This window comes from Streptomyces djakartensis, assembly GCF_014651075.1.
Classification (GTDB): domain Bacteria; phylum Actinomycetota; class Actinomycetes; order Streptomycetales; family Streptomycetaceae; genus Streptomyces; species Streptomyces djakartensis.
Map to the genome: position 1 here is coordinate 24,343 of NZ_BMWE01000019.1, position 25,865 is coordinate 50,207.

Below are 25,865 nucleotides of genomic sequence, written 5' to 3' on the forward strand. Positions count from 1 at the left end.
TCCCCGGCTTCTGAGGCCTTGCACCCCAGTCCGTCTGCCCGACCGGTGATCGAACCCCTCGGCATGCAACTCGTTCAGAGCTGAGGTGTCGACGTCCCCTCGCCACTCATACGTGATCGTCATGGTCCGAACCCAGGGCCTGTCCGGCGGATCATGGAGCCGGCGTCTGCTTCAGCTGCGGAAACTCGGTGGACCGGCCCGGATGGACCGTGCAACGGTGCTGGCATGCCGAGCGAGATCGAGTTGTCAGGGGCCTTCGGGGTCATTGCGTCGTTTGAGTCCTTCGACGGCACCGCCATCAGCTACCGGCAGCTCGGCTCGGGGCCACCGGTCGTCATGGTCCATGGTTCCGGCGGTGGACTGCACTCCTGGCAGCCGGTGGCCGAGCACCTCGCCGACCACTTCGAGCTCTGGATGCCCGCCCGCCGGGGGTACGCCCCAAGCGGGCCGGGCCGATCACCGAAGCGCTTTGCCGACGAGGTGGACGATCTTGAGGCACTGATCGCCAAGATCGGCAGCCCTGTGCACCTGGTCGGCATGTCCTATGGCGCCACCGTCGCCCTGCACGCCGCAACAGCCGGACTGCCGATTCGCTCGCTGGTGCTGTGGGAACCGCCGCTGTACGCGGCCGGCAATGAACTGGCACCCGTGTTGGGCGAGTTCGAGGAACTGACCGCAAACGGCGACCGGCGGCGAGCCGATCGGCTGCTGGCGGAGAAGGTGGCCCGCGTCCCGGCCGCGCTGCTGGACCTCATGGATGCGGGCGAGTCCGCCGACAACGAACCCGAGGAAGCGCCCGGTTGGTGCCGTGACCTCGAATCGATGGCCGTCGACTCGGTGGACGTGGAGCGCTGGTCCACGGTCACCGTCCCGACGCTGCTGATGCGGGGCGCCGACACCTGGCAGCCGATGCCGGCAACTCTCGACCGGCTCGCGACCGCACTGTCTCACGTCACCTACACGACGTTCCCCGGCCAGATGCACTTCGCACCGTCGGTTGTCCCCGAAGCCGTGGCAGCGGAGATCGCTCGCTTCTTGCCGTGTTCCTGAAGCCGTCCAGGGACTGCCGGGCTGGTCACGTCACGGCCTGAGCCACAGACGGATAGCGGCGACAGTGACGGTGCCGTGGAAGACATAGGCGCGCTTGTCGAACCTCGTGGCTACCGCCCGAAAGGTTTTCAGAACCCTCCCCAGCGAGGCGGATCTTGCTGGTGAAGCCGCCCCGGGGGCGTCCGAGTCCCTCATCGGGGCGATACTGCCGGGGCGTCCTGGCCCAGGTCGCGGTCGCCCTGGTCGAGGCCGCCCTGGTGCGGCTGTTCCTGCAGCTCTCGAAGGCCTTCGCCGGGAGCAGGCGTCCGGTGGCTGCTCAGGCCTGACCGGCGAGGGTCCGGGCGGAGCTTTCGCCTCAGCACCCGCGCGTGAGCGGTCCCGAACTCCCCGGCGCACGACGCGCGGGACGGCGCGGCCGTCGCCGCGGCCGCGGAGGCGTCAGCCGAATCGGCCCGAGATGTAGTCCTCGGTCCGCGGGTCCGAGGGGTTGGAGAAGATGCGTGCCGTCTCGTCGTACTCGACGAGACGGCCGTGCCGTTCGCCCTTGTCGTCCACGTCCGAGCCGAAGAAGGCGGTGCGGTGCGAGACGCGCGCGGCCTGCTGCATGTTGTGGGTGACGACCACGATCGTGAACTCCTGGGCCAGGTGCTCCATCAGGTCCTCGATCTTCGCCGTGGCGATCGGGTCCAGAGCCGAGCACGGCTCGTCCATGAGGATCACCTCGGGCTCGACCGCGATGGTGCGGGCGATGCACAGCCGCTGCTGCTGGCCGCCGGACAGGGCCAGCGCGGACGTCTTGAGCTTGTCCTTGACCTCCTCCCACAGCGCGGCGTGGGTGAGGGTCTCCTCGACCAGGTCGTCGAGGTTGCCCTTGAAGCCGCCCACCCGTGGCCCGTAGGCGATGTTGTCGTAGATCGACTTGGGGAACGGGTTGGGCTTCTGGAAGACCATGCCGATGCGGCGGCGTACCTCGATGGGGTCGACGTCCCGGCCGTAGAGGTCCTGGTCGTGGTAGCGGATCTTGCCGGTTACGCGGGCCGTGGGGATGAGGTCGTTCATCCGGTTGAAGCAGCGGATCATGGTGGACTTGCCGCAGCCGGAGGGGCCGATCATCGCGGTGATCTGACGGTCGCCGATGGTCATGTTGACGTCTCGGACGGCCTCGTGGGCACCGTAGAAGACCGACAGGCTGCCGACCTCGAAGACCGGGCCGGCCAGGGGCGGAGCGTCACGGAAGGAGACCTGCGGGGTCAGAGTGCCGTTGCCGGAGTCGCCAGGGGAGGCCGAGGGAGGTTCCCCGGCCGCCCCTGGCGTCGTGGGTGTCTGCGCAGTCGGGGGAATCTCGGAGCTCATGGCGTGGTCACCAGCGGCGGGAGTAGCGGTTGCGGAGCCAGATGGCCAGGGAGTTCATGGCCAGAAGAATCACCAGAAGGATCACGATCGCGGCGGCGGCGAGAGGGGCGAACTCGGCACGGGACTGGCTGATCCAGTTGAAGATCTGGATCGGCAGCACGGTGTACGCGCTGTCCAGTCCGGTCGGGTTGAAGGTGATGAAGGTCAGGCCGCCGAGCAGCAGCAGGGGTGCGGCCTCGCCGATGGCACGGGACAGGGCGAGGATGGCGCCGGTGGCCATGCCGGGCACGGCGGCGGGCAGCACCTGGCGCCAGATCGTCTGCCACTGGGTGGCGCCCAGCGCCAGGGAAGCCTCACGGATGGACTGCGGTACGGCACGGATCGCCTCCCGGGCAGCGATGATCACGGTGGGCAGGACCAGCAGCGACAGGGTGAGCGAGGCGGTGAGCACGGTCTGTCCGAAGCCCAGGCCGCGGGAGATGATGCCGAGCCCGAGGATGCCGTAGACGATCGACGGGACCGCCGCCAGATTCTGGATGTTGATCTCGATCGCGCGGTTGTACCAGCGGTGCCGGTCGGCGTACTCCTCCAGGTGGATGGCGGTGAGGAAGCCGACGGGCAGGCAGTACAGCGCGGTGAAGGCGATCACCCAGATGGTCCCCGTGATCGCCGACTGGGCCCCGGCCTGCGTCGGGTCGATGATGTCGGGGAAGTCCGTCAGGATCCGGAAGTCCAGCCGGGGCCACGCCTCCACCACGACGTAGGTGAGGAGGGAGCCGAGGAAGACCACACCGACGGCCAGCGAGGCCCCGAGGCTCAGCTGGAACAGCCGCTCCCGCCACGGGGTCCTTCGGCGTTCGAGCCGGCGCCCCTCGGGCACGCCTGTCGCGACTCCCTCGCCGAGAACACGGGAACCCATCACTCGTACACCTCCCGGTACCTGCGCACCAGGCGAATGCTGACCAGGTTCATCACCAGCGTCATCACGAACAGCAGGGAGCCGACCGCGAAGATCGTCTGGTAGCCGAGGGAGCCGGTGGGCAGGTCGCCGATGCCGGCGGCGGCGATGAACGCGGTCATGGTCTGCATTCCCTCGAGCGGGTTGAACGACAGGTTGGGACGGCCGCCGGCGGCGACGGCGACGATCATCGTCTCGCCGATCGCGCGCGAGACGCCCAGCACGCTCGCGGCGACGATGCCGGACAGCGCGGCGGGGAAGACCACCCGGGTGGCGACCTGCATACGGGACGATCCGAGCGCGAAGCCGCCGTCGCGCAGGTCGTTCGGGACGGCGTTCATGGCGTCCTCGGAGAGCGACGCGATCGTCGGGATGATCATGATGCCCATGACGAAGCCCGCCGAGAGCGCGTTGAAGACCTCCGGGCCCCTGCCGCCGGGCCAGATGTCCTGCAGCAGCGGGGTGATGGCCTGCAGCGCGAAGAAGCCGTACACGACGGTGGGGATGCCGGCGAGGACCTCCAGGACCGGCTTGAAGAAGGAGCGGACCCGCGGCCGGGCGTACTCGCTCAGGTACACGGCCGCACCCAGCCCGAGCGGCACCGCGACCACGAGCGCGATGGCCGTGACCACCAGCGTGCCGGTCACCAGCGGGAGCACACCGAAGTGCGGCGGCTTGAACAGCGGGGACCAGTCGGTTCCGGTGATGAAGTCGCCGAACCCCACCTCTCCGAAGAAGTCCAGGGCCGGCGGAACCAGGGCCGCGATGATGCCGACCGTGGTCGCGACCGAGACCAGCGAGGCGGCCACGAGCAGCACCTTCACGGCCTTTTCGCCGTAGCGCGGCTGGGCCCGCTTCAGGAAGTCCGGCCTTCCCGAAGCGGCCCTGTGTCCGGCGCCGGGGGGCCTCATGACCCGTGCTGCTCCTTCAGTCTGTCCAGGTCCTTGTCGAGCTGCGCCTGCTGCTGCTGGTTCAGCGGCACGAACTGGGCCTTCTCGGCGATCTCCGCGTCGTTGCCGACGTAGAACTCGACGAACGCCTCGACTTCCGGCTTGTCCAGGGAGGCGGCGTTCGGGTAGATGAACAGGGGCCTCGACAGCGGTTTGTACGTGCCGTTCTGCACCGTCTGCGTGTCCGGCGCGACGCAGCCGTCACCGCCGTCGATCTTGAGGACCTTGAGCTTGTCCTTGTTCTCCTCGAAGTACGACAGGCCGAAGTAGCCCATGCCGCCCGGGGAGCCGGCGACGCCCTGGACGATGACGTTGTCGTCCTCGCTCGGCGAGTAGTCGGTGCGGGAGGCGCCTTCCTTGCCGTTGATGGCCTTGGTGAAGTAGTCGAAGGTGCCGGAGTCGGTGCCCGGACCGAACAGCTCGAGTTTCTCGTCCGGGAACTTCGGGTCGACCTGGTTCCAGTTGTCGATCTTTGAACCCGGTTCCCAGATCTTCTTCAGTTGCCCGACGGTCAGGCACTGCACGAAGTCGTTGTCCTTGTTGACCACGACCGACAGCCCGTCGTTGGCCACCTGGAGCTGCTCGTACTTGATGCCGTTCTCCTGGCAGGCCGCCTTCTCGTCGTCCTCGATGGGACGTGAGGCGTCGGAGATGTCCGTCTCTCCCGCGCAGAACTTCTCGAACCCGCCGCCCGTGCCCGAGGTGCCCACGGTCACCCTGACGCCGGGGTTCTCCCCCTGGAACAGCTGGGCCGCCGCCGTCGACAATGGCGCCACCGTGCTGGAACCGTCGATCCGGACCGTGCCGGACAGGTCTCCCTCGACACCGCTGTCACCGGGTTCGCTGCTCGCGGCACCACCGCACGAGCCCACGGTCAGCAGCACGGCGGTCGCCAGGGCGGCGGTGGCCGCAGGTCTACGGAACAGGTACATGTACGTGCCTCTCACATCTCGCGTGCCTGAACGAGCCTCTCACCTATTTGTCCTTTTTGAGTGGTTTATATGCGCTGGGGGATGGAAGCCGGTGAGGAAAACCCCGTCGATCTCACTTCCCAGCAAGCACGGGAGGGCGGAGACGATGCCCGCGAACACCCAGCCACAACCCCAGCAAGAGCAGCAGCCGACCCAGCCCTCGCCGGAGAGGCCGGCCGAAGAGACGCAGGAGGAGCGGAAGGGCGGCAAGGTACTGCACATGCATACCGCGCACCCTCGAGTGCCCATCCCGTACGTCACGCCGGGCGACGCGTTCCGCAACGCGCGCACGGCCACTTCCACGGCGACCTCCCTGCTTCCCTCGCCCCGCAAGCTGTTCCTCTACGGCGTCCTCGGCGGCATGGCCGCAGGCGGATTCATCGCATGGCCGGTCGCGGTCGCCGTCGGCGGAGCCACCGAAGTGATCACACGTGAGCACGCCTCACGGCAGCGCGCCGGGCATGATCAGGGTCAGCAGGACGCCGCCGAGCGGACGGAGCCAGGGAGGCCTGCACAGGCTGCCGCCACATGACATGCCCTATCCGCCGACTGGACGGGCGCCCCGACCGCAGGACGCCCCGTCCGGCGTCCACCGCGCTGCCGCCCACCCGGCGCCCTCGGTGCCCAGCGCGTAGGCCGCCGTCGGGGCGGAGCGCCACGAGTACGCCACCGCCATCCGGTCTCTCGCCGGCCTCGCGACGACCAGGGTCCCCCGAAGCCTTCTTCGTGGCCGAAGCATGACCGCCCGGGGCGCCGGACGTACACCGGCCCGAAGCCGGTACGACGTGGCGGATGCTCTGCAGACACAGGACGGCCGGCGCTACCCGCGCACGGACGGTCTGCCGCTGTCGCGCGGCTGCGCGGTCTGCTGCGCCGCAACGGCCGTTCCTGAGCGGGCTTTCCAAGGCCGCCGCCAGGAGAATCGGAGCCGGTTGGGTGACGATGGAGGTGTACGACCCGACCGCGCTTGTCCAGAAGGAGGCAGTGGCATGAATTATCCCTCTGAATCCTCGGGCACCGGCCCTCCGCGCGGCACCGAGCCACAGGACGCCCCCTTGACCGATGGCCTGGGCGCGCTGGCGAACATGGGCTGGCAGATGTTGCTCACCACGGGCCTGGCCACGATCGGTCTGGGCGTCGTGGTCTTCGCCTGGCCGGAGGAGACGCTGCGGGTCGTCGGCGTACTCTTCGGCATCTACCTGCTGGCTACCGGCGTGTTCCAGCTGGCCGCCGCCTTCGGTACGCACGTCCCCCGGCATCTTCGGGTGCTGCACTTCCTCACGGGTGCGCTCTCCGTCCTGCTGGGGCTGATCTGCTTCCGGGGCACCGTGCAGTCGATCTTCCTGCTCGCCCTGTGGATCGGCTTCAGCTGGCTGCTGCGCGGCATCATGGTGACGGCTGCGGCGGCCTCCGCCGACGACATGCCGGCACGCGGCTGGCAGCTGTTCTACGGGATCCTCAGCACTCTGGCGGGCATCGTGCTGATCGTCTCGCCGTTCACCTCGATCGCCGCACTCACCCTGGCGGTGGGCGTCATGGCCCTGGTGCTCGGGGTGGTCGAGGTGTTCCAGGCCATCAGGATGCGCGTCGAGCTCGGCCACCTCGCTCCGGGCGGCACTGCCACCGAGCGGCGGCCCCTGTTCCATCGCCCGCACCCCCAGCACTGATCACCGGGACCGGACCGGCCCACCACGGACGAGCGGCGAAGCGGCACCCCGTGCAGTGGGCGGGCACCTCGGTCAGCACCCGGCCGCCTCCGGCAAGGGACGGCAAGGGATACGGGAGTCCGGCAGTCAAGGACTTCCCTCAGTGACGCATCGCGTGCTCCGGCGGCGTCCCCGGCCGGTCCTTCGGCAGCAGCACACGCAGGGCACCCGGCCGGATGGCGCAGACGACGGGCGGAGCAAGCCGCACCGCTTCGCCGTCGACGCCTGCGTCAAGGTGCGGCACCTCACCGTGCAGCGTGATGCCGGGAGCAGACCAGATGACGGCTCCGTCCCCCGCCGACCCGGCACCGCGCTCGTCCTGTCGCAGTTCGCCCCGCAGATGCCGCAGGAGATCCGGGGGAGCCTGCGCCGGGCGCTTGAGAACGATGACGCCCAGCCGGCCCGTGCTGAGGGAGAAGCGACGCCCCAGCCAACGCGGTGTGGCCAGGTGGTAAGGGTTGTTGGAGATCAGCACCACTTGCGGGAACTCGACGGTTCCCCTCGGTGTGTCCACGCGGGCCTCGACCCACTGCTTGCCCTTGACGTAGTCGGGTGCCACTGCGGCGAACGCGCGCGGCTTGTCCTGCCGGTACCCGGGCTCCAGCAGGGCGTCGGCGTACACGCCGAAAGAGACGTTGTTCACGAAGACACGCGAACCGAGCATCCCCAGGTCCACCTGCGCGGGCTCACCGTCGACCAGGGCGTCCAGCGCCCGTCCCGGATCGCGCAGATCGAGGCCCAGGTCCCGGGCGAAGTGGTTGCGGGTACCCGCCGGGACCACGACCAGCGGCCGGCCCGTGTCGGCGGCCACCGCGGCGACCGCCGACACGGTGCCGTCACCGCCGGCGACCCCCAGCAACTGCGCCCCCTCCGCCACGGCGTTCCTCGCGAGCGACACCGCGTCCCCCTCCGTGCTGGTCGTCCAGACCTGGGCTCCCATGCCCTCGGCCCGCTGTGCCAGGCCGTAACGAGCCGTCTTGCCGCCGCCCGAGCGTGGATTCATCACGATCACCACCCGGGCACGCGTCCGAGCGCCGGCCATCACCGCATCCACTCCCTGTGTTCAGGAGGCGAGAAGGAATTGCCGGCCCATGTTCGCCGAGGGCGCCAGGCTTCCGCCGAGCAAGGGGCCTGGAATGCGGTGCCGGGCGCGGGCATGGTGCCGGTGCCTGCTGGGGTTGCGGAGGGGGATGTCATGCCGCCTCACCTTCCCGGTAGAGGGGTGGATCGGTTCCCCTCCATCGTCACTCCACCCAGCCTCGTACTGCCTGGCGGGAGGCGGCCGAAGGAAAGTTTCCAGGTCGGACTCCGCCAGCCCACCCTCCTCTGGCCGGCCTCGGCTGCGTGAACGAGCCGGGGCCTGGTCCGCGGTGCGGACATCGATTTCACGGCGTTCTTCGACGCCCTGCCGGAAAATCCCGGCTTCCGCGACGCAGCGGAACGAAACCTGGAAGCCTCACTGCACCGGCTCGGCTTGTGCACACCGGGAAGCCGGACACCGCGGTGCTCCAGCGGTACGGCGTCCCCGGGGCACCCCTCCGGACCCCTCCCCTTGGCTGAGACTGCCTCCTTTCCGTCCTCTTTTCGTCGCCCGTATCTTCAGACGCCATCCTGGCCCAGCTCGGCGTCGAGGCCGGACTCGCCCGAAAGACAGCCGCCTTCGGCGACTTCGCGATCAGCTTCTGCGTCATCTGCGACCTCGCCGGCGGTATGAGCCGCCAGCACCGCCCAGCAGGGCTGACTAGAGGAGGACGTCTGATGCACAGCCACGACGAACAGCACGACGAGCAACGCACGGCACTCGGGTCCTGGCCCACTGGAGCCGTCACGCCGGGGGCGTTCAAGGAATCCGTCCGAAGTGGGGAGATCACAGCGGTGAGACTCGCCGTGCCGGACATGCAGGGTCGGCCCAAGGGCAAGATCCTCACCGCTCCCGTCTTCGTGGACCGGATGAACTCCGGGGCGGAGATGTGCGCCTACGTCCTGGCCACAGACGTCGACATGACCCCGCTCGACGGCTTCGCCCTCACCGGCTGGGAGCAGGGCTACGGCGACCTCGGTGTGAAGGCGGATCCGAGCAGCATCCGCCTCCTGCCCCACCAGCCTGGCACGGCCCTCATCATGGGTGACGTCTTCCACCACGACGGCCGACCCGTCGAGGTCGCTCCCCGCCAGATGCTGCGCACTCAGCTGGAGCGCCTGGCCGATCTCGGCTATCACGTGGCGCTGGGCACGGAGGTTGAATTCGTGCTGTACCAGGGCACCGGCCAGGAGGCACACAGGTCGGCATACCGTGATCTGCGCCCGGCCTGGTCCGGCGACCTCGACTACGCCCTCAGCCATCCCCCGGAGGTCGCCGACTTCCTCCAGCACCTCCACGATGCTCTGCGGAAAGCTGGGGTTCCCGTCGAGGCGATCAAGACCGAGGGTGCGGCAGGCCAGGTCGAAGTGACCTTCGCCTATGGCGAGGTGATGTCGGCGTGCGACGCCTACACCGCCTTCCGGCTCATCGTGCCGGACCTCGCTCAGCGGCGCGGTATGACTCCGACGTTCATGGCCGCACCCGCGACCGGCATCGGCAGCGGCCTGCACTTGCACCTGTCACTGTGGTCCGCCGGCGGCAACGCGTTCGCCTACCACCGGAGCGCGGATCTGCCTGCGGTGTTGGAACGGGCCATTGCCGGTCTGGTGTCCGGCATGCCACACCTGGCTCCGCTGTATGCCCCCACCCCCAACGCCTACAAGCGGTACGCTCCGCACACCTTCGCCCCGACCAGTTACACCTGGGGCTTCGACAACCGCACCTGCGCCGTTCGTGTCACCGGTGTCGGCCGGAGCGCCCACCTCGAAGTCCGTCTGCCGGGCGCCGACGCCAACCTCTACCTCGCCCTCACTGCCGCCTGCGCCGCCATCATCCACGGTATCCAGGACCGCCCCGAGCTTCCGGCGCCCTGCGGCGGAGACGCCTACACGGCAAGCGACGCCACCCCCGTGCCGGCCGACCTCACCGAAGCCGTGAACAACTTCATCGGCAACAAGCTCGTGTACGACGCACTCGGGGAGACGGTCATGAGCCACTACGCCCGCGCGGCCCAGTCCGAACTCACCTGGCACCGCGGGCAGGTCACCGACGTCGAGCGCGAGCGGGGTTTCCACCGCGCTTGATCTCGCTGCTGATGAGGCGGGTTGAGGGGGGCGTACCTGCGGCGGCGCGCGGTCGAGGGCGGTGCGGTTGAGGTCCCCGCGCGTTTCGTCTCGGAAGGCGGTACAACCATCGGTGCTGTCGGGGCGTCTGTTGATTGCTTCGCGCGTGTGCTCGAGCGGATTGCACGCTGGGCACGGCGTCGCGAGCCACCGTTCCCCTTCGCGGATGCCGTCGGCGTCTGCGGTGCAGCAGGAGGTATTCGTGCGTCATTCAGTCCGTCTTGCCGTGGCGGCGGCCCTCGCGGCCTGCCTGACCGGCAGTCTGGTGGCCGTGTCGGCCGACCAGGCCGTGGCCGCCGGGTCCAGGCTGTCCGACGACTTCAACGGCGACGGCTACCGCGACCTGGCCGTAGGCATGCCGGGGAAGACGATCAGCGGAAAGCAGGACGCCGGCGCAGTCCTCGTCGCCTTCGGCTCAGCCAGTGGCCTGACCAGCAAGCGCGTCTACGTCACGCAGAACTCCTCAGGCGTGCCCGGCACGCCCGGTTACCAGGACTACTTCGGTAGCAGCTTCGCCAGTGGCGACTTCGACCGCGACGGGTACGCGGACCTGCTGGTCGGCAGCGAGGGGGATGCGTCAGGGAACGGCTCGGTCACCGTGCTGTGGGGCGGAACCTCACCGTTCGGCAGTGCTCTCGCGCTGCCCTCGGGACCGTCGTATCCCTCGCGCCTGTTCGGCGGCGAGATCGCCGTCGGCGACTTCACCGGCGACTCACGCCCGGACATCGCCGTCACCGGGCAGACGTCGCTGCGCCTGTACTCCGGTACGTTCACCCGCACCAAAGCCCCCGCGGGCCATGACGTCAGCAGCCCCGACCCCATCGCCGGCGGCCACCTCGCAGCCGGCGACTTCACCGGCGACGGCAAGGACGAACTGGCCGTCGTCCAGCAGAAGACCACCCTCATCTACGGCCAGGTCCCCGGCACGACCGGCACTGACCATTTCACCGCCGAGTCGCGCCTTCCCGGCGGAGACAACGTGGCCGCAGGCGACCTCAACGGGGACGGCCGCGACGACCTCGCCGTCGCCCTGTCCAATCCCCGCCTCAATCCCAACGGACTGGCCGATCCCAGCAACGGCTCCGGCTACATCACCGTTCGATACGGCGATCCGTCGTACGACAGCGGCCTTGCCCCTTCAGGCCGCGTCTACCACCAGGACTCCCCCGGCATCCCCGGCGCCGATGAGAAGGAGGACGAGTTCGGCGCGGCGATGTCCATGGGCGACATCAACGGCGACCACCGCGCGGACCTCGCTGTCGGCGTTCCGCACGAGACCCTCGGCAGGGCCGTCAGCGGAGGCGACGTACTCGTGCTGCGCGGCGGCTCCAACGGGCTCACCACCACCGGCGCGGCACGCTACTCACAGGACACCACCGGGATCCCCGGTAGCGCCGAGAGCGCGGACGTCTTCGGCTCCCAGGTCCACCTCGCGGACTACAACAGGGACGGCAAGGCGGACCTCGCCGTCTCCGCCCCTTATGAAGACCGCGGCAACGGCGCCGTGTGGCAGCTGCGCGGCACCGGCAGCGGCCTGAGCACCGACAGCGTCAGCGTCCACGGCCCCAAGCAGTACGCCGTTTCCTCCGCTTCCGGCATCGGCAGGACCCTCCTCCCCTGACGGTAAGCCGATGTGTTTCATCGGTCGGGGCTGACGCGGCTGTCGTCGGGAGTGCTGCCGCGCTGGTGGCGCTCACGGGGCCGCGGGCCGGAAGCCGACCGGGGGTGTGTCGGGCAGGAGACGTGAGAGCTCGAAGACGGTGGGGTTGACGTCGGCCGCGGTGAGCAGCAGCCACAGCGGCTGAGCGCGCAGTCCGGTCACGGTCGCCCGGCGGCCCGGGCCGCTGGTCGTGGGGTCGAAGAAGAGGTGGAGGCCGGCGACGTCCATGAAGGGCGTGCGGGTCAGGTCCCACTGCAGGTCGGTCACCTGCTGCGGCAGCGCGTCCACGGCGGCGCGCAGCGGAGGCAGGGTGTCGAAGTCGATCTCCCCGCTGAGGGAGATGCGTGCGTGGGTGCCGTCGATGGTGGTGGTGATGTTCATGCGGAGCGTGCCCCCCTTTTCGGGGGTTGTGAGCCCAAAGGCGAAACACCCCTTGGAAACGGGTGTACGACGATGGCGGGGCTCGGGTGCCCGGGGTGGGGGCAACGCCCGAATTCCCCGAAAGACCGGCACCAGGGATGCCGGTCGGTCTCGTTGTCTTCCCCACCGTCGCACAGATACGACCGCGGCGACCACACCGCAGCGGTCCGGTGTCACTCCCCACTGTCAGTGCCGGGTGGAAAACTCCCGGCATGAGCGAACCGAACCCGAAAGCGGACCTTCTCCGATACCTGCAAGAGGCACGTGATGCCCTGGTGTGGAAGCTCGAAGGGCTCTCGGAGTACGACGTCCGTCGTCCGCTGACCCCCACGGGCACGAACCTGCTGGGGCTGGTCAAGCATGTCGCCGGCGTGGAACTGGGCTACCTCGGTGACGCGTTCGGGCGGCCGTTCTTCGGCGAGGAGCCGCCCGCCTGGTGGTATACCGAGGAGCCGGAAGCGGGCTCGGACATGTGGGCCGCCGCGGACGAGTCACGGGAACAGATCGTCGGGTTGTACCGGCAGGCGTGGAAGCACTCCGACAGCACCATCGCGACGCTGGCGCTCGACTCCAAGGGCCACGTCCCGTGGTGGCCGGAGGAACGACGAGAGGTGACACTGCACCACGTCCTGGTGCGCGTGATCTCCGATACTCAGCGGCACGCCGGCCATGCCGACATCGTGCGAGAGCTCATCGACGGATCCGTCGGGCATCTGCGAGGCAAGGACGGCATCCCACCACAGGATCAGGCTTGGTGGGAGGGCCACCGAAGCAGACTGGAGCGCGTGGCCCGGGAAGTCAGCGGCTGATCCCGCCCTGCTGCCGGACCCGCGGGATCCGCGGTGGGGCCCGGCGGTTCACAGGCAGAACGTGAAGGAATTCCCGACGCGGGACGATCTTGGTTGATATACGCTGCGTCCGACCTGTTCGAACAGTTCGGCGAATCCATGCCAACCGATTCGTCCTGCCCGGGGGGGGCATTCCCATGACTTCGCAGTCCCGCGCGGTGCTCGGCATCGCGCTCGTTCCCGTCCTGGCTCTGGCGGCCGCCGAGCCGAGCGCCGCCCACAGCGCCGCGGCCACTGACACCGCCACCACCGCCGGCACCGCTGTGGCGTCCGTCGAGGCCCGTGCTCCGGGCCCGTGGAGCACCCGCGCCCTCCACGCTCCCGCCCCCGACCCCGGTTCCGCCTCGGGCGGGCTGAACGCCCTGGTGTCGGCCGGCGACGGCACCCTCGTCTCTCTTGCCGGCGACGGGCGTTCCACCCGGATCCGGCCCGCCGGCAGCACCCGCTGGCTCACCCCGCAGACCTGGCCGGACGCCGGCGGATACAACACCGAGCTGGTCTCGCTCGGCGACGGCTCGGTGCGCCTGGCCTGGCGGGCCAAGCGGGCCGACGACCATGGCAACCACTGGCTGAGGGTCGCCACCCTCACGCCCGGTGCGACCGCCTTCTCCGAGCCGGAATACGTCGCCGCGGTCCCTGAGAAGGGCTACCACCATCTGGCGGCGGCCCCCGACGGCCGGTTGGTCGCTGTGTGGTCGGTCTCCGGTGTCGTGAGGGCCGCCGAGAAGAGCGGTCCGCTGGCCGCGTGGACCGCTCCGGCCGACCTCAACGAGCAGCCGCCGTCCGGCAGCCGCGACATCGCCAACATGGACCTCGCGGTCGCCAAGGACGGCTCCGCCCTGCTGGTGTGGCAGTGGCAGGCGAGCAAGGCCGTCGTCGCCCTGGAGAAGGCCCCCGGCGCGGCCGCCTGGACCGCGGTCCAGGGCTTTCCCGTCCCCGACAAGGATCTCGCGCGTCCGAAGGTGTTCGCCGAACCGAAGGGCGGCTTCGACGTCTTCTACGACGACTACGCGCACCTCATGCACTCCCGCCGGCCCGCCGGCGCGACGCAGTGGAGCCCCCCGCAGTCCGCCGAAAGCCGTGGCAGCACGTACCGGATGACGGCGCCCATCTACCTGCCCAACGGCGACCTCTTCGTGGCCGGCGGGCCCACCACCCCCTGGTACGCGGTGCGTTCGGCGGCCGCGGGCCACTGGCTGCCGTACTCCCAGCGCTTCTCCACTCACCAGAAGGTGCGTCATGTCGCCGCGGCCGCCACCTCGGGCGGCACGGTCACGGTGACGTGGCGGGAGGGCTACTCGTACGAGGAGTACACGATGGCCGCCGTGTTCAAGGACGGCACCTGGTCCACCCCGCGCCGGCTGAGCGCGAAGAGCGCCCAGTTCACCGGGGCGCCCCAGGTGGCCGCCGACGCGCTCGGCCGCCCCGTGGTGCTGTGGGACGAGTACCTGGTGGGCGAGACGAACAACACCGTCCTGGACGGCGTGTACCAGGCCACCACCACCGGCCGCGCGCTGCCCAAGTGGCGTGACTACACGGACGACGGCAAGGCCGACCTGTTCGGCCGGGGCAGCGCCGGACTCAAGGTGTACGCGGGTGACGCGACGAAGCTGACCGCGGGGCAGCGCGCGAGCGGCTGGCCGACGGGCACGCTCGTGCTGCCCTTCGGCGACCTCGACGGCGACCGCTGCAACGACGTGTTCGTCCGCTACCCGAAGGGCGAGGCCCGCGTCCACCCGACGATCTGCGGCGGCGGGCTGCCCGACCAGCAGTCGTTCTTCGTGAAGGTCTCCTCGGACTGGAGCGCGTACAACGCGGTCGTCTCGTCCGGCGACGTGACGGGCGACGGCAGGGCCGACCTGCTGACCCGGTCCGCTTCGACGGGGAAGCTGTACATGTACGCGAACAGCGGCGCCGGCGGCTTCAGGGGCCGAGCGCTCGCCGGGTCCGGCTTCGGCGGCTACAAGAGGCTGATCGGCGCGGGAGACCTCAACGGCGACGGCAAGAACGATCTCCTGGCCATCGACGCGTCGAACGAGCTGTGGCGGTACGACGGGACCGGTGCGGGCACCTTCAAGCCGCGGTCGCTGGTCTTCAGAGACTGGGGCACCTCCTACAAGGACGTGGTCGGAGGACTCGACCTGTCCGGCGACGGCCGGGCCGACCTTGTCTCACTCGACAAGGACGGCCGAGCCTGGCTGAACCGGGGCAACGGCAGGGGTGGTTTCGACAGCCGCTCCCAGGTCGCCAGGACCACCGACTGGTCGGACATCCGCATCTCCTGACAGCACGGCCCCCGTGAGATCGCACCTCCGGTTGCGATCGCCAGAGCACATCGGAGACTGGGATGAGGAGGTGGTGCAGGTCGGATGCGCCGAGCCCGTGCGGGCCTTGCGACCGGTTCGCCCCTTACGGAGGGCCGAGACATGCCAAGCGTCCAGCACAGCACGATTCCGGATGCGGCCGGGGACGTCGCAGGGCGTCGGAGATCTTCGTGGCATCAACGTGCCTCGGCCTATGTCGCCGAACTCCAGGCGGAACTGGACAGGTTCAAGATTCGCAGCGAGAGTTCGGGACATCTGCCGAGGGACACGAAGAGCCTGCTGGAGAAGGCAGAGGTACAGCTCAATGCCGCCCGGGAGGCCCTGAACGAGAGGGACACACTGCACGCCAGGTTCTCCGGCTCGCTGGTGGACCGATCATGGGCGAACATCCATCGGGCCGAGTTGACCATCCTCAAGCTCACCGACGAGGAGGACCTCGCCTGGTGGGGAACTGAGGTGCTGGCGCGCGCCGAACAGCATCTGGGCGCCGGGGACCCGATCCGCAAGGAACTGGAGTCACAGGTCAAGGCGCACAACCGAAGACTCGGCTGGCGATTCAAGGACCTGGCTGTCAGAGCCCTGCGTGCGGCGAACGACGCGGAAGATCTCGAGCGGTCACGGCTACGGAGTTTCGGCAACATCCTGCTGACATCGGTCATCCTGGCCACCCTCATCGCGGGGACGCTCGTGCTGTGGGGGTACGTCGAACCGCGGGCGGTGGCGAAGAACCTCTGCTTCACCACACCACCCCCTGACAGCGACCCGTTCTGCCCGATCGGTACCAGTCCGTCAGGCGGAGACGTGCTGATAGTGGAGTTCTTCGGCCTGGGCGGAGCGGCCCTGGCGGGCGCTGTCTCCCTGCGGAAAATGCGAGGTACGGCCACGCCCTACATGGTGCCCATGCTTCTCTTGCTGCTGCGGCTGCCGGTCGGCGCCCTGGCCGCCGTGTTCGGCCTGCTGATCATCCAGGGCGGGTTCATTCCGGGATTCTCCAATCTGGACAGCTCGGCGCAGGTGCTCTCCTGGTCGCTCCTCTTCGGTGTCGCCCAGGAATCGGTGACCCGGCTGATCGACCAACAGGGCCAGAAGGTCATCAGCAATGTCAGGGGGCCGTCGCGCGGCTTCGAGGACGACACCGATTCGGACTCCGTCCGCCCCGCAGCGCCGGTGAGGCCGGCCGTGAACGGCCACAGGAGGCAGACCCTGCGGCAGGCCTTCAGGCGCTACGACCAGTAACCGTCCGTATGGTCGGCTGCAGGCATTCTCCGGCGGCCTGTCGGGTGGAATGCGACGGCCGGAGCCAGGCAGGTGCCGGCGTTCGCCGCGCGCGGCGGGCTCACCGGCTCGGACTGGAGTGCCAAGGGTGAAGTGTCGGAAGCGGCACCGCCTGCCGGGAGGCGTACTGGCACCCTCTTGAGGGGCTGGGGTCGGTGCGTAGCGTCGAGCTTGTCGTGCCGATGTGCGATGTCGCGTGGGTCTGCCGGGTCTTCTCGTGCAACCGAGACGTCCCGGTCGGGTGCTGAGGGGGTGGATGTGACGCGTCGCCAAGCTGCTGGCACGACTTCCCATTCGTCTGTTCCGGGCGACGTAAGACCGCGGCGTGTGCCCCGTCATGTCGCCTGTGTCATGGACGGCAACGGCCGGTGGGCCGCGCAGCGGTCACTGCCGCGGACATCGGGCCACCGTGCCGCGGAGACGGCGGTCATCGACGTCATCGAGGCGGCCCGTTCGGCCGGCGTCGGATGGCTGAGCCTGTACGCGTTCTCCACCGAGAACTGGCGCCGCCCGCACGCCGAGGTCGACTTCCTCATGCACCTGGTGCGCCGCGTGGTACGCAAACACGCCCCGCTGCTGCACGCCCGGGGTATCCGCTGCCGCTTCCTCGGTGTGACCGATCCGCGGGTGCCCGCGGCGCTGGCCCGGGACTTCGCCGACCTGATGACGCTGACCTGCGACAACCGGGGCATGACGCTGACCGTCGCTTTCGACCACGGCGGGCGCAGGGACATCGTGGAGGCCGCGCGCTCGCTCATCCGCGGTGGTGTACCGGCCGAGGCGGTGGACGAGGAGTGCTTCGCCGCGCACCTGCCCTTCCCCGACACCCCCGACGTCGACCTGGTCATCCGGACCTCGGGAGAGCAGCGCATCTCCAACTTCATGCTCTGGCAGGTCGCCTACGCCGAGTGGGTCTTCCCTCCCGTGCTGTGGCCCGACTTCCGGGCACCGCACTTCCTGGAATGCCTGCACACCTATCAGCAACGCGATCGCCGCTTCGGCGGCGTGCTGCCGCACCAGAACGGAGAATCCCGACCGTGACCCACACAGACAGCGGCTCCGCCGGCCGCATCGGCGCCGGCGCTGCGTCTCCCCACGGCAGGTCATCGTGGTCCGGAACAGACGACCGTACACCGCCCGTGTTCGGGCCCGGCTCGCAGTTCCACGAGTTCTTCAACGACCCCCGCTGGGCCATGGCGATGGTCAGGGCGACCGTCCTGGAGGCGGCCCACCCGCAGATCGGCGCGGCCCTGATCGACAACTCCACTTTCGTCGCCCATCCCTGGCGGCGGCTGCGCAACACCCTCGTGAGCCTGCAGCGCATGTTCGGCGCCGACGATCACGTCCGGCAGCGGGAGGCGGCGCGGCTCAACCGCCTGCACGCGCGGCTGGGCGGCACGGACGCGCGCAACCGTCCCTACGACGCGATGGACCCGGACGTGCGGGCCTGGGTGGTGGCGACGCTCTTCGAGAGTGCCGTCACGATGTGCCGGCTGAGCGGACAGCCCCTGGAACAGAGGGCCATGGAGCGGCTGTACGCGGAGTTCCAGGCGTTCCTCGCGGCCTTGGGGGACGAAGCCGGTCACCTGCCGCCTTCCTTGCAGGAGTTCTGGAGCTACTACGACCAGGTGGTCGAGGAGGAACTGGAGAACACGGAGGCGATGCGCATCATCCTCTACAAGCTCTTCGACCACCTGCCGGCGCCGCCGCTGCTGAACGGGCTGCCCACTCTGTGGGCGGCAGGCCGCACCGTGGCCGGTCCCGTCCTCGGGGCGATCACCGTGGCGTCCCTGCCCGAACCATTCCGCCGACGGGCCGGGCTGCCCGAACTGCCCGGCGCACAGACAGCGATGCAGGGCGCCTACCTCGCTGCCGGCCTGGCCCGTTTCCTCCCCGGCGGCTGGATCAAAGCGGACAGCGTCATCGATCTGCTCGCCCTCTCCCCCGACAGCGACGACCCACGAGCGCGCACGATCAGCGCCCTGCGCGACAGGATGAACCGGGCAGGAGCCCTCATCCGGCTCATCACCCCTCTTCCCCCGGAGCCGGTGCCCGGCACCGCGGACGGCGGGCTGCAGCGCAGCGCGGAAGAGTTCTTCGCGCAGGTGCTGGACCAGTCCGGCAACGGCTACCTGGACTGGCCCGACCTCGCCGCCATGGCCCGCGAGCTCGCCGGCCGCCTCGACCTGGACGAACCCGAGGAGACCAGGCTCTACGACGCCTTCGCCGACTGGTGGCGGGAACTGCAGGCCGCCCTCGACGCCGACGGCGACGGCCGCATCAGCGCCCGCGAGTACGCGGCGGCCGTCCCCTCCCTGGCGGGGCCCGCACTGATCAAAGTCGCCGAAGTCCTCTTCGACGCCACCGACAAGGACGGCAACCAGACCATCGACGCCGACGAACACCGCGCCCTGTTCCGAACTGCCTTCCACCGCGACACAGCGGGCGCCGAGGCGGCGTACACGCGCAGCGCGTTCGTCAGGGACTTCCTGTCCTTCATGTCCGGCCGCCGGCGTTCCACCCCCTTCGACCCGCTGCTCGCACAGGCATAGCGCCCCGGTCGCGCCTCACGCTGTCCGACCGCGTGCGTCCAGGAGAGCGGCGGCGGGACGATGAAGGTGCTGATCTTGGGAAGACGGTGGAAGTGATCTTTCATCGGTCCCATGAGGAGGGGCATGTCGTGACCGCACGTGCGTTTGGCAAATCGGCTGTGAACCGGCGCCGCGGGGGATTCGATCTTCGCTCGACCACCCTGTTCTTCGTCTTCCTCGCTGTGGTGGTGAGCGTCCTGGGGTTCGCGGCGCGCATGGTGGCGGGCACTGTCGAGCGACGTCCCGCCTGGGTGGCCGTCCTGGTCGTCGTGGGGGTCGCGAGTCTCGTCGGCCTGCGGCGCCGGTGGCATGTGGCGAGGGCGGCCCGCCGGGCCGCGGCAGCGCTCGACGCGGCTGCGAGGGAGGCGGCCGACGAGTTGGAGGCTCTCACGATTCCGCCTCAGCGCGCGGGCGCCGAAGCCGGCGTCCGTTACGACGACCTGACGCCCGAGGAGTTCGAGGAGGCGATCGGCGCTCTGTGTGAACGCGACGGCTGTTCCGCCGTCGACGTCGTGGGAGGGGCCGGGGACCTGGGCGCCGACGTCGTGGCCCTGACCCCCGACGGGCGCCGGATCGTCATCCAGTGCAAGCATTACGGCGGTTCCCACCGGGTCGGCTCCCAGGATCTGCAGCGTTTCGGCGGTACGTGTTTCACCGTCCACGAGGCCGATGTCGCCGTGCTGGTCACGACCAGCGACTTCACCGCGCCGGCGGCGGAGTACGCCGAGAGTTGCGGCATCGTGTGCGTGGACCGGGAATGCCTGCAGGCGTGGACGGACGGCACCGGTCCCCGGCCCTGGGAGGCCGCCCCGGCGGGAGGCTGGGCAGCGGGGCGGGGGAAGGCAGGTGCCGGATCGTGAGCCGTGCGGGGCAGGCGGCCCCTGCCGCAGGGGCGCTGCGGCCTGCTCCGGACCGCCCGCGAGATGCCGCGGCGCCCGGATGAAGGGCTCAGGTGAGACAGGGGCCGGTGTCAGAGCCGTCGCCGCCAACGCCGGCCTGAACGGCTGCCCCGCCAGTCCAGCACCAGGGTGGTGGCATCGTCGGGCAGCGATCCCCCACAGGCGTCGTGGACTGCTGAGGTCAGGGTCCGGACCACTTCACGGGGATGTTCGTCGCGGGTGGCGTGAAGGAGGGCGGGCAGGTCGACGGCGGCTGCGGCGCGTTCATGCATGCCGTCGGTGATCAGTACCAGGCGGTCGCCGGGCTCCAGGTGCAGCCGCTGCACCTCGTAGGTGACCGGGGCGGGCACGCCGAACGGCATGTTGACCTTGACGGTCAGTTCCTCCACCCGGCTGCCGCGCAGCCGCAGCGGCCAGGGGTGGCCGGCGTTGACCAGCTCACAGGCGCCGGTTTCCAGCTCGATGCGCAGAAGCTGGCCGGTGGTGATGCCGCGGCCGTGGCTGATGATCGCGCGGTGGGCGGTGTACGCCTGGTCGAGGATGCCGCGTCCCGCCCGGCGGGCTCCGCGCAGGGCGTTGACGGCCAGCGTGGCCAGCAGGGCGGACGCAGTGTCGTGCCCCATCGCGTCGGTGATGGACAGGTGCAGGGTGTCCTGGTCCAGGGCGTAGTCGTAGGTGTCGCCGCCGATGTCGTCGGCCGGGACCAGGCCGCAGGCCAGGGTGAACTGGGCTGCCTCGCAGCAGGGCGCCGAGGGCAGCAGCTGGTGCTGGATCTCCGCTGCCAGGCTCACCGTGGTGGTGCGCCGGCCCCAGTGATAGACGTCGGTGAAACGTCGGTCGGTGACCACGATGTACGCGAGTGCGTGCGCCGCCTCCGCCACCGCGTCACGCACGCCGTCGTCCGCGTAGGGCACGACCAGGTCCAGGACGCCGATGCAGTCGCCGCGGTTCGTCACCGGGGCCACCAACCGGCTGCCGCCCTCCTCGTCCGGCTCCTGATGCAGGCGCTGGGAACGCAGCACCCGGTCGTAGACGCTGCCCGCAAGCCCGGTTTTCGCCACCCGGCCTCCCGCCTGCGCGGCCGTGCCGGCTCTGGGCAGCCGGACGGCTTCCCGTCCGAGCATGTCGACGAACCAGAACGACACCTCGCTCGCCGAGACCCGCTTCTCCAGGTTCCGGGCCACCACGTCCACCGACTCCACCGGGGCGGCGTCCTCCGCCGCCCGCAGCACGTCATCCAGGCCCAAGCCCTCACCGATCAGCAACGGCACCTCCCAGTCGATCCATCCCGGATACCCGGGGATCCGGCCCGGGACGCAGCGATGCGCTGATGTCTGTCGCAGCGGGCGCCGGGTAATCGGTTCCCACGCGAGTTTTGTGTGGGCTGAGGAGAAGGGGCCGGGCAGTGGCAGTGAAGGCGATGGGGTGGGCACACTCGTTCCCCATGTCCGAGGGTGCGCGCGCCGGGCGGGAGTGGACGCGTGAGCGCCTGAAGTCCCTGCCCTGGGCCGCCGCCGAGCCGGACACAGTGGATTCCGTCGTGCTGGCTGTGTCCGAGCTGATCACCAATGCGCACATCCACGCGCACAGCGACGCCCACCTGGTCCTCACCTGGGACGGCGACTGTCTGCATGTGAGCGTCCACGACGAGGACCCGGCACTGCCGCGACAGCGCGAACCCGAGCCGGAGGAGGTGTCGGGCCGCGGTGTGGCGATCGTGCGGGAGCTCGCCGATGAGTGGGGGATGAAGTGCCAGCGGCACGGCAAGACAGTGACGGCGTGCTTCCGTCCCGCCGACGCCGATGCCGACGCCGATGTGAGCTCCGATGTGAGTTCCGACCGGCCCGATGGCGGCAGTTGAGTAGCGGACGGGCCGGGGGGCTCGTGCGTGTCAGTCGGTTGTCCCGGGGTGGTTGCCCGGCCCGTGGGCGCCGGGAGACAGCGGAGTGGGGGACAGCTTGGTGTCCTCCTCGCCCGGCTCCAGAAGGGTGTCGGCGGCGCCGACGATGAGAGGGTCGGGGGTACCGACGGCATCGTCGTCCTTGCTGGCGTAGTCGATGCGCGACAGCAGACTGCGCATGGTCTCCAGCCGGGCGCGCCGCTTGTCGTTGCTCTTGACGACGGTCCAGGGGGCGTGAGCGGTGTCCGTGGCACGGAACATGTCGACCTTCGCCTCGGTGTAGGCGTCCCAGAGGTCGAGCGAGGCCAGGTCGGTGGGCGAGAGCTTCCACTGGCGCACCGGGTCGACCTGCCGGATCGCGAAGCGCGTGCGCTGCTCGGAGCGGGACACCGAGAACCAGAACTTCACCAGCAGGATCCCGTCGTCGACCAGCATCCGCTCGAAGGCCGGGCACTGGTCGAGGAACAGCTCGTACTCGTCCTTGGAGCAGTACCCCATGACTCGCTCCACACCGGCCCGGTTGTACCAGGAGCGGTCGAAGAAGACGATCTCCCCGGCTGTCGGCAGGTGCGCGACGTACCGCTGGAAGTACCACTGGCCCGCCTCGCGATCGGTGGGCTTGTCCAGGGCGACAACGCGTGCGCCGCGCGGGTTGAGCCGCTCGGTGAGCCGCTGGATCGTCCCGCCCTTGCCCGCCGCGTCACGCCCTTCGCAGACGACGACCACACGCGCGCCGCTGTCCTTGACCCACCGTTGGAGCTTGAGCAGCTCGATCTGCAGGATGCGTTTGGTCCGCTCGTACTCCTTGCGGCCCACCTTCCGGTCGTAGGGGTGGTTCTCCCGCCAGGTCTGGATGGGACGTCCGTCCGCGTCCAGCACGATCGGCCGCTCGCGGCGGCTGGTGTCCACGGTCAGCCCGTCCAGCAACCGGTCCGCGTCTTCGGCGTTCATGACCAGCCTCCCCGCTCGTTCCTTACCACCGGTCGGAAGGACGTGCGGCCCAAGGCCGGTACGGCCGGGACCGCGCACACGGCGATGACGGCGGCGACTGCCACGATCTGTTCCCTTCGCTGGTGTTCGCTGGTGGGCGGCTACACAGATGCCCCGCCTCGTCCGGTACATGTGAGGGACCGGGTGATGCCCGGGCCGGGACCAGCAGTCGTGAGCGATGAATACCGCTCGATGCGGGTAGACGGGCCGCATGTCCGAGGTGATCCAAGCAGGCGGCTGGGGAATGCTGGCCGGCTCCGCCCTGCTGTTGGGAGCGGTGTTCGGCTACAGGCTGCGCGTGCCGGAGAAGGTCATCGCGCTGGTGATGGCCTTCGGTGCCGGAGTGCTGCTCTCGGCCGTCTCCTTCGAGTTGGTCGGCGAAGCCTACGAGGAGGGGGGACTGGGCCCGGCCGCCGTCGGGACGCTGGCCGGAGCGGGGGCCTACACGGCCGGAAACCTGTGGCTGGCCCGCCGCGGTGCCCGTCACCGCAAACGTTCGGGCCATCACGCCGGTCAGGCTCAGCCTTCCGAGGAGGACCAGGGCGGCTCGGGGCTGGCCCTGGCGCTGGGGGCGCTGCTGGACGGTGTGCCCGAGTCGGCGGTGATCGGTGTGAGCCTGCTCGACGGCGGTGCCGTCAGCGCGGTCACCGTGGCGGCGGTGTTCATCAGCAACGTTCCCGAGGGCTTGTCCAGCTCGGCCGGTATGAAGAAGGCCGGACGCGGCAAGGGCTACGTCTTCAACGTGTGGGGGGCCATCGCCGCAGCGAGCACCGTGTCGGCGGTGCTCGGCTACACGGTGGTGGGGGGCTTCTCCACGGCTGTGGTGGCCGCGGTGACTGCCGTTGCGGCGGGCGCGATCCTGGCCATGATCGCCGATACGATGATCCCGGAGGCGTTCCGGGAAGCGCATCTGGCGATCGGGCTCGTCACCGTGAGCGGCTTTCTGGTCTCGTTCGCCCTGTCCCATGTATGAGCACGACCGGTGCATGCGGGTCTCGTGCCGCGTGGTCCGCCCCGGTGTCGCTCCGGGCCGTTCACTGTGGCCAGGGCCACGGGCGGACGCGTGCGCCTGCCGCGCCGATCGCCGCTTTCGCCGCCCGTTCGACGAGCGCCACCCCGCTCTCCATCGAGGTGTTGCCGTTACTGAGGACCGAGACCAGGTACCGACGCCCGTGCACCGTGACCTGACCGATGCTGTTGATGACCCACCGGCCGGTCGTGCTCCGCTGCAGCCAGCCGTTCTTGAGGGCCCATCGGCTGCCTCGGGAGCCGGCCGCGGAGATTCCCCAGTCCTGGTCTTCCTCGATCTGGCTCATCAAACCCCGGATGTACGCGCGTGAGGTCCGGCTCAGCCCTTCGGACGAGCGGGCGGAGACTGCCGGCCCTCGGCCGAAGACCGCGCGCAACAGCTTGACCTGGTCGGTCGCTGTCGTCTGGGTGAGGCCCCATCTGATGCCCGGGCCGCCCCGGGTCGAGGTGAGCCCCAGCCGTTCGTTCGCCGCGTCGAGCCCTTCCGCCTCGCCGATGACCTGCCACAGCACGTTCGTGGCCTCGTTGTCGCTCGCCCGGATCATCGCCTCGGCATTCCGGCGCTCCGTCGCCGTCAGTTCGCGGCCCTCGTCCTGTGCCTGAAGCAGCAGCGCCGCGAGGATGCCCACCTTGATGATGCTGGCGGTGTCGAACACCGCGTCACGCCCGTAGGACACGATCTCCTGGCCGGGGCTGTCCAGGTCGAGCACCGCCACCGCCAGGCGCGCGTCACCTCCCGGCAGGATGGGCCTGAGCGCCCTCGCGAGAGTCGCGCCGCGGTTCTCGCGTGGCGGTACCGCCGCTCCGGGGGCCGGCGCCCCCGCGCGCGTCAGGGGCGAGGGCGCCTCGTAGGACGTGTCGGCCGCGGAACAGGCGGCGAGCGACGCCACGATCGCGGTGGCGGCGCAGGCGGCGCAGATCCTCAGGGTGTGCGTCCGGTTCCGTCCGTCGGGCATGGCGGTGCAGGCCTCTGTATTCGTGTCAAGAGAGACGTCGTACGATCGGAAAATACGACAAATCGGACGCCAGGGTGGGGATGACACGAGGCCATGGCGTGTCGATGCGGTGCACCGCGTCAGCGGACGGGTGCGCAGGCGGGCGGCGCGGCCGCCGCACGGGGCTGCTTCAGAGTTCGCGCACCAGGCCGGCGACGTGCGCGGTGACCGTGTCGAGGATGCCCTCCCAGGCGGCGTCGTCGCCGAGCACGAGGTAGTTGAGGGTCAGGCCGTCGGTCATCGCGGCCAGATAGCGCGCCAGGACCGGGGCGGGTACCCGCAGACGCAATCCCATCGTCTCCCGCAGTCGGTCGATGAGCTCGTTGTACGTCTCGGCGTACAACTCGTACTGGCGTCTTGCCAGATGGTGGAAGCCCGGCTGGCGCAGGGCGTACTGCGTGAGCTCGTAGGTGAGCATGTGCTCGTCGGGGTGGGCGCGGACGTGGTCCCAGTAGGCCTGGAAGCCGGCCCGGACGGTCTCCTCGAGGGTGGCCCTGGGCCGTAGGGCCTGCTTGACCACTGTCACGTAGTGCCCGGTGATGGTCGTGATGACGGACTCGATCAGCTCCTGCTTGGAGTCGAAGCAGTAGTGGAAGACGCTCAGCGAGACGCCGGCTTCGGCGGCGATGGACCGGGTCGTCGTCCTGGGGACGCCGTCCCGGGCCATCGCTCTGATCGCCGCTTCGGTGAGCTGTCGCCGCCGCTCGGCGGACGGCAACCGTGCCATGGTGCCCTCTTCTTG

At 69.7% G+C, this 25,865-nt stretch carries 24 protein-coding genes and 1 pseudogene; 14 read left to right on the top strand and 11 right to left on the bottom strand.

Features of this window, described 5'->3' with window-relative positions; all coding sequences use genetic code 11:
* The first annotated feature begins 225 nt into the window (after positions 1 to 225).
* Positions 226 to 1,050: an alpha/beta fold hydrolase gene (locus IE212_RS27300; RefSeq protein ID WP_190200627.1), complete on the top strand. Its 825-nt coding sequence runs from the start codon at positions 226 to 228 to the stop codon at positions 1,048 to 1,050.
* 30 nt (positions 1,051 to 1,080) lie between these two features.
* Here IE212_RS27300 and IE212_RS35150 read toward each other — a convergent pair.
* Positions 1,081 to 1,182 (bottom strand): annotated as a pseudogene (locus IE212_RS35150) (IS5/IS1182 family transposase); the annotation flags it as partial.
* A gap of 29 nt (positions 1,183 to 1,211) precedes the next feature.
* Between IE212_RS35150 and IE212_RS27305 the strand changes: the two are divergent.
* The gene (locus IE212_RS27305) at positions 1,212 to 1,376 is read left to right on the top strand and encodes a hypothetical protein (RefSeq protein ID WP_190200712.1); all 165 of its coding nucleotides are present in this window, start codon (positions 1,212 to 1,214) and stop codon (positions 1,374 to 1,376) included.
* Positions 1,377 to 1,488: 112 nt separating this feature from the next.
* Here IE212_RS27305 and pstB read toward each other — a convergent pair whose 3' ends face one another.
* The 4 genes from pstB to IE212_RS27325 are packed head-to-tail and all read right to left on the bottom strand — an operon-like array spanning position 1,489 to position 5,243.
* Positions 1,489 to 2,403, bottom strand: coding sequence for a phosphate ABC transporter ATP-binding protein PstB (pstB, locus tag IE212_RS27310; RefSeq protein ID WP_190200628.1), 915 nt, complete (start codon positions 2,401 to 2,403; stop codon positions 1,489 to 1,491).
* Between the two features lie 7 nt (positions 2,404 to 2,410).
* The gene (pstA, locus tag IE212_RS27315; RefSeq protein WP_190200629.1) at positions 2,411 to 3,322 is read right to left on the bottom strand and encodes a phosphate ABC transporter permease PstA; all 912 of its coding nucleotides are present in this window, start codon (positions 3,320 to 3,322) and stop codon (positions 2,411 to 2,413) included.
* On the bottom strand, positions 3,322 to 4,272 hold the full coding sequence (gene pstC, locus IE212_RS27320) for a phosphate ABC transporter permease subunit PstC (protein ID WP_190200630.1): 951 nt from the start codon (positions 4,270 to 4,272) through the stop codon (positions 3,322 to 3,324). Before pstC ends, pstA begins: the two co-directional genes overlap by 1 nt.
* Positions 4,269 to 5,243 carry a PstS family phosphate ABC transporter substrate-binding protein gene (locus IE212_RS27325; protein WP_190200631.1) on the bottom strand — a complete coding sequence of 325 codons (975 nt, stop codon included), beginning with the start codon at positions 5,241 to 5,243 and terminating at the stop codon, positions 4,269 to 4,271. The genes pstC and IE212_RS27325 overlap by 4 nt, the downstream gene beginning before the upstream one ends.
* A gap of 145 nt (positions 5,244 to 5,388) precedes the next feature.
* On the opposite strand from IE212_RS27325, the gene IE212_RS27330 reads away from it, so the two are divergent.
* Entirely contained in the window at positions 5,389 to 5,814 is a 426-nt protein-coding gene (locus IE212_RS27330; RefSeq protein ID WP_190200632.1) for a hypothetical protein, read from the top strand.
* Positions 5,815 to 6,271: 457 nt separating this feature from the next.
* Positions 6,272 to 6,949: an HdeD family acid-resistance protein gene (locus IE212_RS27335; protein WP_190200633.1), complete on the top strand. Its 678-nt coding sequence runs from the start codon at positions 6,272 to 6,274 to the stop codon at positions 6,947 to 6,949.
* Between the two features lie 139 nt (positions 6,950 to 7,088).
* Here IE212_RS27335 and IE212_RS27340 read toward each other — a convergent pair whose 3' ends face one another.
* Positions 7,089 to 8,030, bottom strand: coding sequence for a diacylglycerol/lipid kinase family protein (locus IE212_RS27340; RefSeq protein WP_229864610.1), 942 nt, complete (start codon positions 8,028 to 8,030; stop codon positions 7,089 to 7,091).
* Positions 8,031 to 8,746: 716 nt separating this feature from the next.
* Between IE212_RS27340 and IE212_RS27345 the strand changes: the two genes are divergently transcribed.
* Positions 8,747 to 10,153: a glutamine synthetase family protein gene (locus tag IE212_RS27345; protein WP_190200635.1), complete on the top strand. Its 1,407-nt coding sequence runs from the start codon at positions 8,747 to 8,749 to the stop codon at positions 10,151 to 10,153.
* 241 nt (positions 10,154 to 10,394) lie between these two features.
* Positions 10,395 to 11,813, top strand: coding sequence for an FG-GAP-like repeat-containing protein (locus tag IE212_RS27350; protein ID WP_229864611.1), 1,419 nt, complete (start codon positions 10,395 to 10,397; stop codon positions 11,811 to 11,813).
* Positions 11,814 to 11,885: 72 nt separating this feature from the next.
* Here IE212_RS27350 and IE212_RS27355 read toward each other — a convergent pair whose 3' ends face one another.
* Positions 11,886 to 12,233, bottom strand: a complete 348-nt coding sequence (locus tag IE212_RS27355) for an STAS domain-containing protein (protein WP_190200636.1) — start codon at positions 12,231 to 12,233, stop codon at positions 11,886 to 11,888.
* A gap of 251 nt (positions 12,234 to 12,484) precedes the next feature.
* Between IE212_RS27355 and IE212_RS27360 the strand changes: the two genes are divergently transcribed.
* The 6 genes from IE212_RS27360 to IE212_RS27385 all read left to right on the top strand — a co-directional run bounded on the left by IE212_RS27360 (position 12,485) and on the right by IE212_RS27385 (position 20,170).
* Complete coding sequence (locus IE212_RS27360; protein ID WP_190200637.1) at positions 12,485 to 13,081, top strand: DinB family protein; 597 nt, start codon at positions 12,485 to 12,487, stop codon at positions 13,079 to 13,081.
* Between the two features lie 176 nt (positions 13,082 to 13,257).
* Positions 13,258 to 15,405 carry an FG-GAP repeat domain-containing protein gene (locus tag IE212_RS27365; RefSeq protein ID WP_190200638.1) on the top strand — a complete coding sequence of 716 codons (2,148 nt, stop codon included), beginning with the start codon at positions 13,258 to 13,260 and terminating at the stop codon, positions 15,403 to 15,405.
* A gap of 141 nt (positions 15,406 to 15,546) precedes the next feature.
* Positions 15,547 to 16,680, top strand: coding sequence for a hypothetical protein (locus tag IE212_RS27370; RefSeq protein WP_190200639.1), 1,134 nt, complete (start codon positions 15,547 to 15,549; stop codon positions 16,678 to 16,680).
* 228 nt (positions 16,681 to 16,908) lie between these two features.
* The gene (gene uppS / locus IE212_RS27375; RefSeq protein ID WP_373301434.1) at positions 16,909 to 17,760 is read left to right on the top strand and encodes a polyprenyl diphosphate synthase; all 852 of its coding nucleotides are present in this window, start codon (positions 16,909 to 16,911) and stop codon (positions 17,758 to 17,760) included.
* 98 nt (positions 17,761 to 17,858) lie between these two features.
* Positions 17,859 to 19,271: an oxygenase MpaB family protein gene (locus IE212_RS27380; protein ID WP_229864621.1), complete on the top strand. Its 1,413-nt coding sequence runs from the start codon at positions 17,859 to 17,861 to the stop codon at positions 19,269 to 19,271.
* 128 nt (positions 19,272 to 19,399) lie between these two features.
* Positions 19,400 to 20,170, top strand: coding sequence for a restriction endonuclease (locus IE212_RS27385; RefSeq protein ID WP_229864612.1), 771 nt, complete (start codon positions 19,400 to 19,402; stop codon positions 20,168 to 20,170).
* A gap of 110 nt (positions 20,171 to 20,280) precedes the next feature.
* Here IE212_RS27385 and IE212_RS27390 read toward each other — a convergent pair whose 3' ends face one another.
* Positions 20,281 to 21,471: a PP2C family protein-serine/threonine phosphatase gene (locus IE212_RS27390; RefSeq protein ID WP_190200704.1), complete on the bottom strand. Its 1,191-nt coding sequence runs from the start codon at positions 21,469 to 21,471 to the stop codon at positions 20,281 to 20,283.
* Positions 21,472 to 21,614: 143 nt separating this feature from the next.
* Here IE212_RS27390 and IE212_RS27395 point away from each other — a divergent pair, with 143 nt between their 5' ends.
* Positions 21,615 to 22,070, top strand: coding sequence for an ATP-binding protein (locus IE212_RS27395; protein WP_190200642.1), 456 nt, complete (start codon positions 21,615 to 21,617; stop codon positions 22,068 to 22,070).
* A 30-nt stretch (positions 22,071 to 22,100) separates the two neighbouring features.
* Here IE212_RS27395 and ppk2 read toward each other — a convergent pair whose 3' ends face one another.
* Positions 22,101 to 23,060 carry a polyphosphate kinase 2 gene (gene ppk2, locus IE212_RS27400; protein ID WP_190200643.1) on the bottom strand — a complete coding sequence of 320 codons (960 nt, stop codon included), beginning with the start codon at positions 23,058 to 23,060 and terminating at the stop codon, positions 22,101 to 22,103.
* Positions 23,061 to 23,310: 250 nt separating this feature from the next.
* Here ppk2 and IE212_RS27405 point away from each other — a divergent pair, with 250 nt between their 5' ends.
* Positions 23,311 to 24,072: a ZIP family metal transporter gene (locus IE212_RS27405; RefSeq protein ID WP_190200644.1), complete on the top strand. Its 762-nt coding sequence runs from the start codon at positions 23,311 to 23,313 to the stop codon at positions 24,070 to 24,072.
* 61 nt (positions 24,073 to 24,133) lie between these two features.
* Here the strand turns inward: IE212_RS27405 and IE212_RS27410 are convergent, their stop codons facing one another.
* Together IE212_RS27410 and IE212_RS27415 are read right to left on the bottom strand one after the other, a co-directional pair.
* A complete protein-coding gene (locus IE212_RS27410) occupies positions 24,134 to 25,084 on the bottom strand; it encodes a serine hydrolase (protein WP_190200645.1) in 951 nt (316 codons plus the stop codon).
* A 169-nt stretch (positions 25,085 to 25,253) separates the two neighbouring features.
* On the bottom strand, positions 25,254 to 25,850 hold the full coding sequence (locus tag IE212_RS27415; protein ID WP_190200646.1) for a TetR/AcrR family transcriptional regulator: 597 nt from the start codon (positions 25,848 to 25,850) through the stop codon (positions 25,254 to 25,256).
* Between the last annotated feature and the right edge of the window lie 15 nt (positions 25,851 to 25,865).

Bases quoted from the DNA above. Each gene is read 5' to 3' on its own strand.
- IE212_RS27300 (WP_190200627.1), top strand. From the start codon at position 226: ATGCCGAGCGAGATCGAGTTGTCAGGGGCCTTCGGGGTCATTGCGTCG.
- pstB (WP_190200628.1), bottom strand. From the start codon at position 2,403: ATGAGCTCCGAGATTCCCCCGACTGCGCAGACACCCACGACGCCAGGG.
- pstA (WP_190200629.1), bottom strand. From the start codon at position 3,322: ATGGGTTCCCGTGTTCTCGGCGAGGGAGTCGCGACAGGCGTGCCCGAG.
- pstC (WP_190200630.1), bottom strand. From the start codon at position 4,272: ATGAGGCCCCCCGGCGCCGGACACAGGGCCGCTTCGGGAAGGCCGGAC.
- IE212_RS27325 (WP_190200631.1), bottom strand. From the start codon at position 5,243: ATGTACCTGTTCCGTAGACCTGCGGCCACCGCCGCCCTGGCGACCGCC.
- IE212_RS27330 (WP_190200632.1), top strand. From the start codon at position 5,389: ATGCCCGCGAACACCCAGCCACAACCCCAGCAAGAGCAGCAGCCGACC.
- IE212_RS27335 (WP_190200633.1), top strand. From the start codon at position 6,272: ATGAATTATCCCTCTGAATCCTCGGGCACCGGCCCTCCGCGCGGCACC.
- IE212_RS27340 (WP_229864610.1), bottom strand. From the start codon at position 8,030: ATGGCCGGCGCTCGGACGCGTGCCCGGGTGGTGATCGTGATGAATCCA.
- IE212_RS27345 (WP_190200635.1), top strand. From the start codon at position 8,747: ATGCACAGCCACGACGAACAGCACGACGAGCAACGCACGGCACTCGGG.
- IE212_RS27355 (WP_190200636.1), bottom strand. From the start codon at position 12,233: ATGAACATCACCACCACCATCGACGGCACCCACGCACGCATCTCCCTC.
- IE212_RS27360 (WP_190200637.1), top strand. From the start codon at position 12,485: ATGAGCGAACCGAACCCGAAAGCGGACCTTCTCCGATACCTGCAAGAG.
- IE212_RS27365 (WP_190200638.1), top strand. From the start codon at position 13,258: ATGACTTCGCAGTCCCGCGCGGTGCTCGGCATCGCGCTCGTTCCCGTC.
- IE212_RS27370 (WP_190200639.1), top strand. From the start codon at position 15,547: ATGCCAAGCGTCCAGCACAGCACGATTCCGGATGCGGCCGGGGACGTC.
- uppS (WP_373301434.1), top strand. From the start codon at position 16,909: ATGTCGCGTGGGTCTGCCGGGTCTTCTCGTGCAACCGAGACGTCCCGG.
- ppk2 (WP_190200643.1), bottom strand. From the start codon at position 23,060: ATGAACGCCGAAGACGCGGACCGGTTGCTGGACGGGCTGACCGTGGAC.
- IE212_RS27405 (WP_190200644.1), top strand. From the start codon at position 23,311: ATGTCCGAGGTGATCCAAGCAGGCGGCTGGGGAATGCTGGCCGGCTCC.
- IE212_RS27410 (WP_190200645.1), bottom strand. From the start codon at position 25,084: ATGCCCGACGGACGGAACCGGACGCACACCCTGAGGATCTGCGCCGCC.
- IE212_RS27415 (WP_190200646.1), bottom strand. From the start codon at position 25,850: ATGGCACGGTTGCCGTCCGCCGAGCGGCGGCGACAGCTCACCGAAGCG.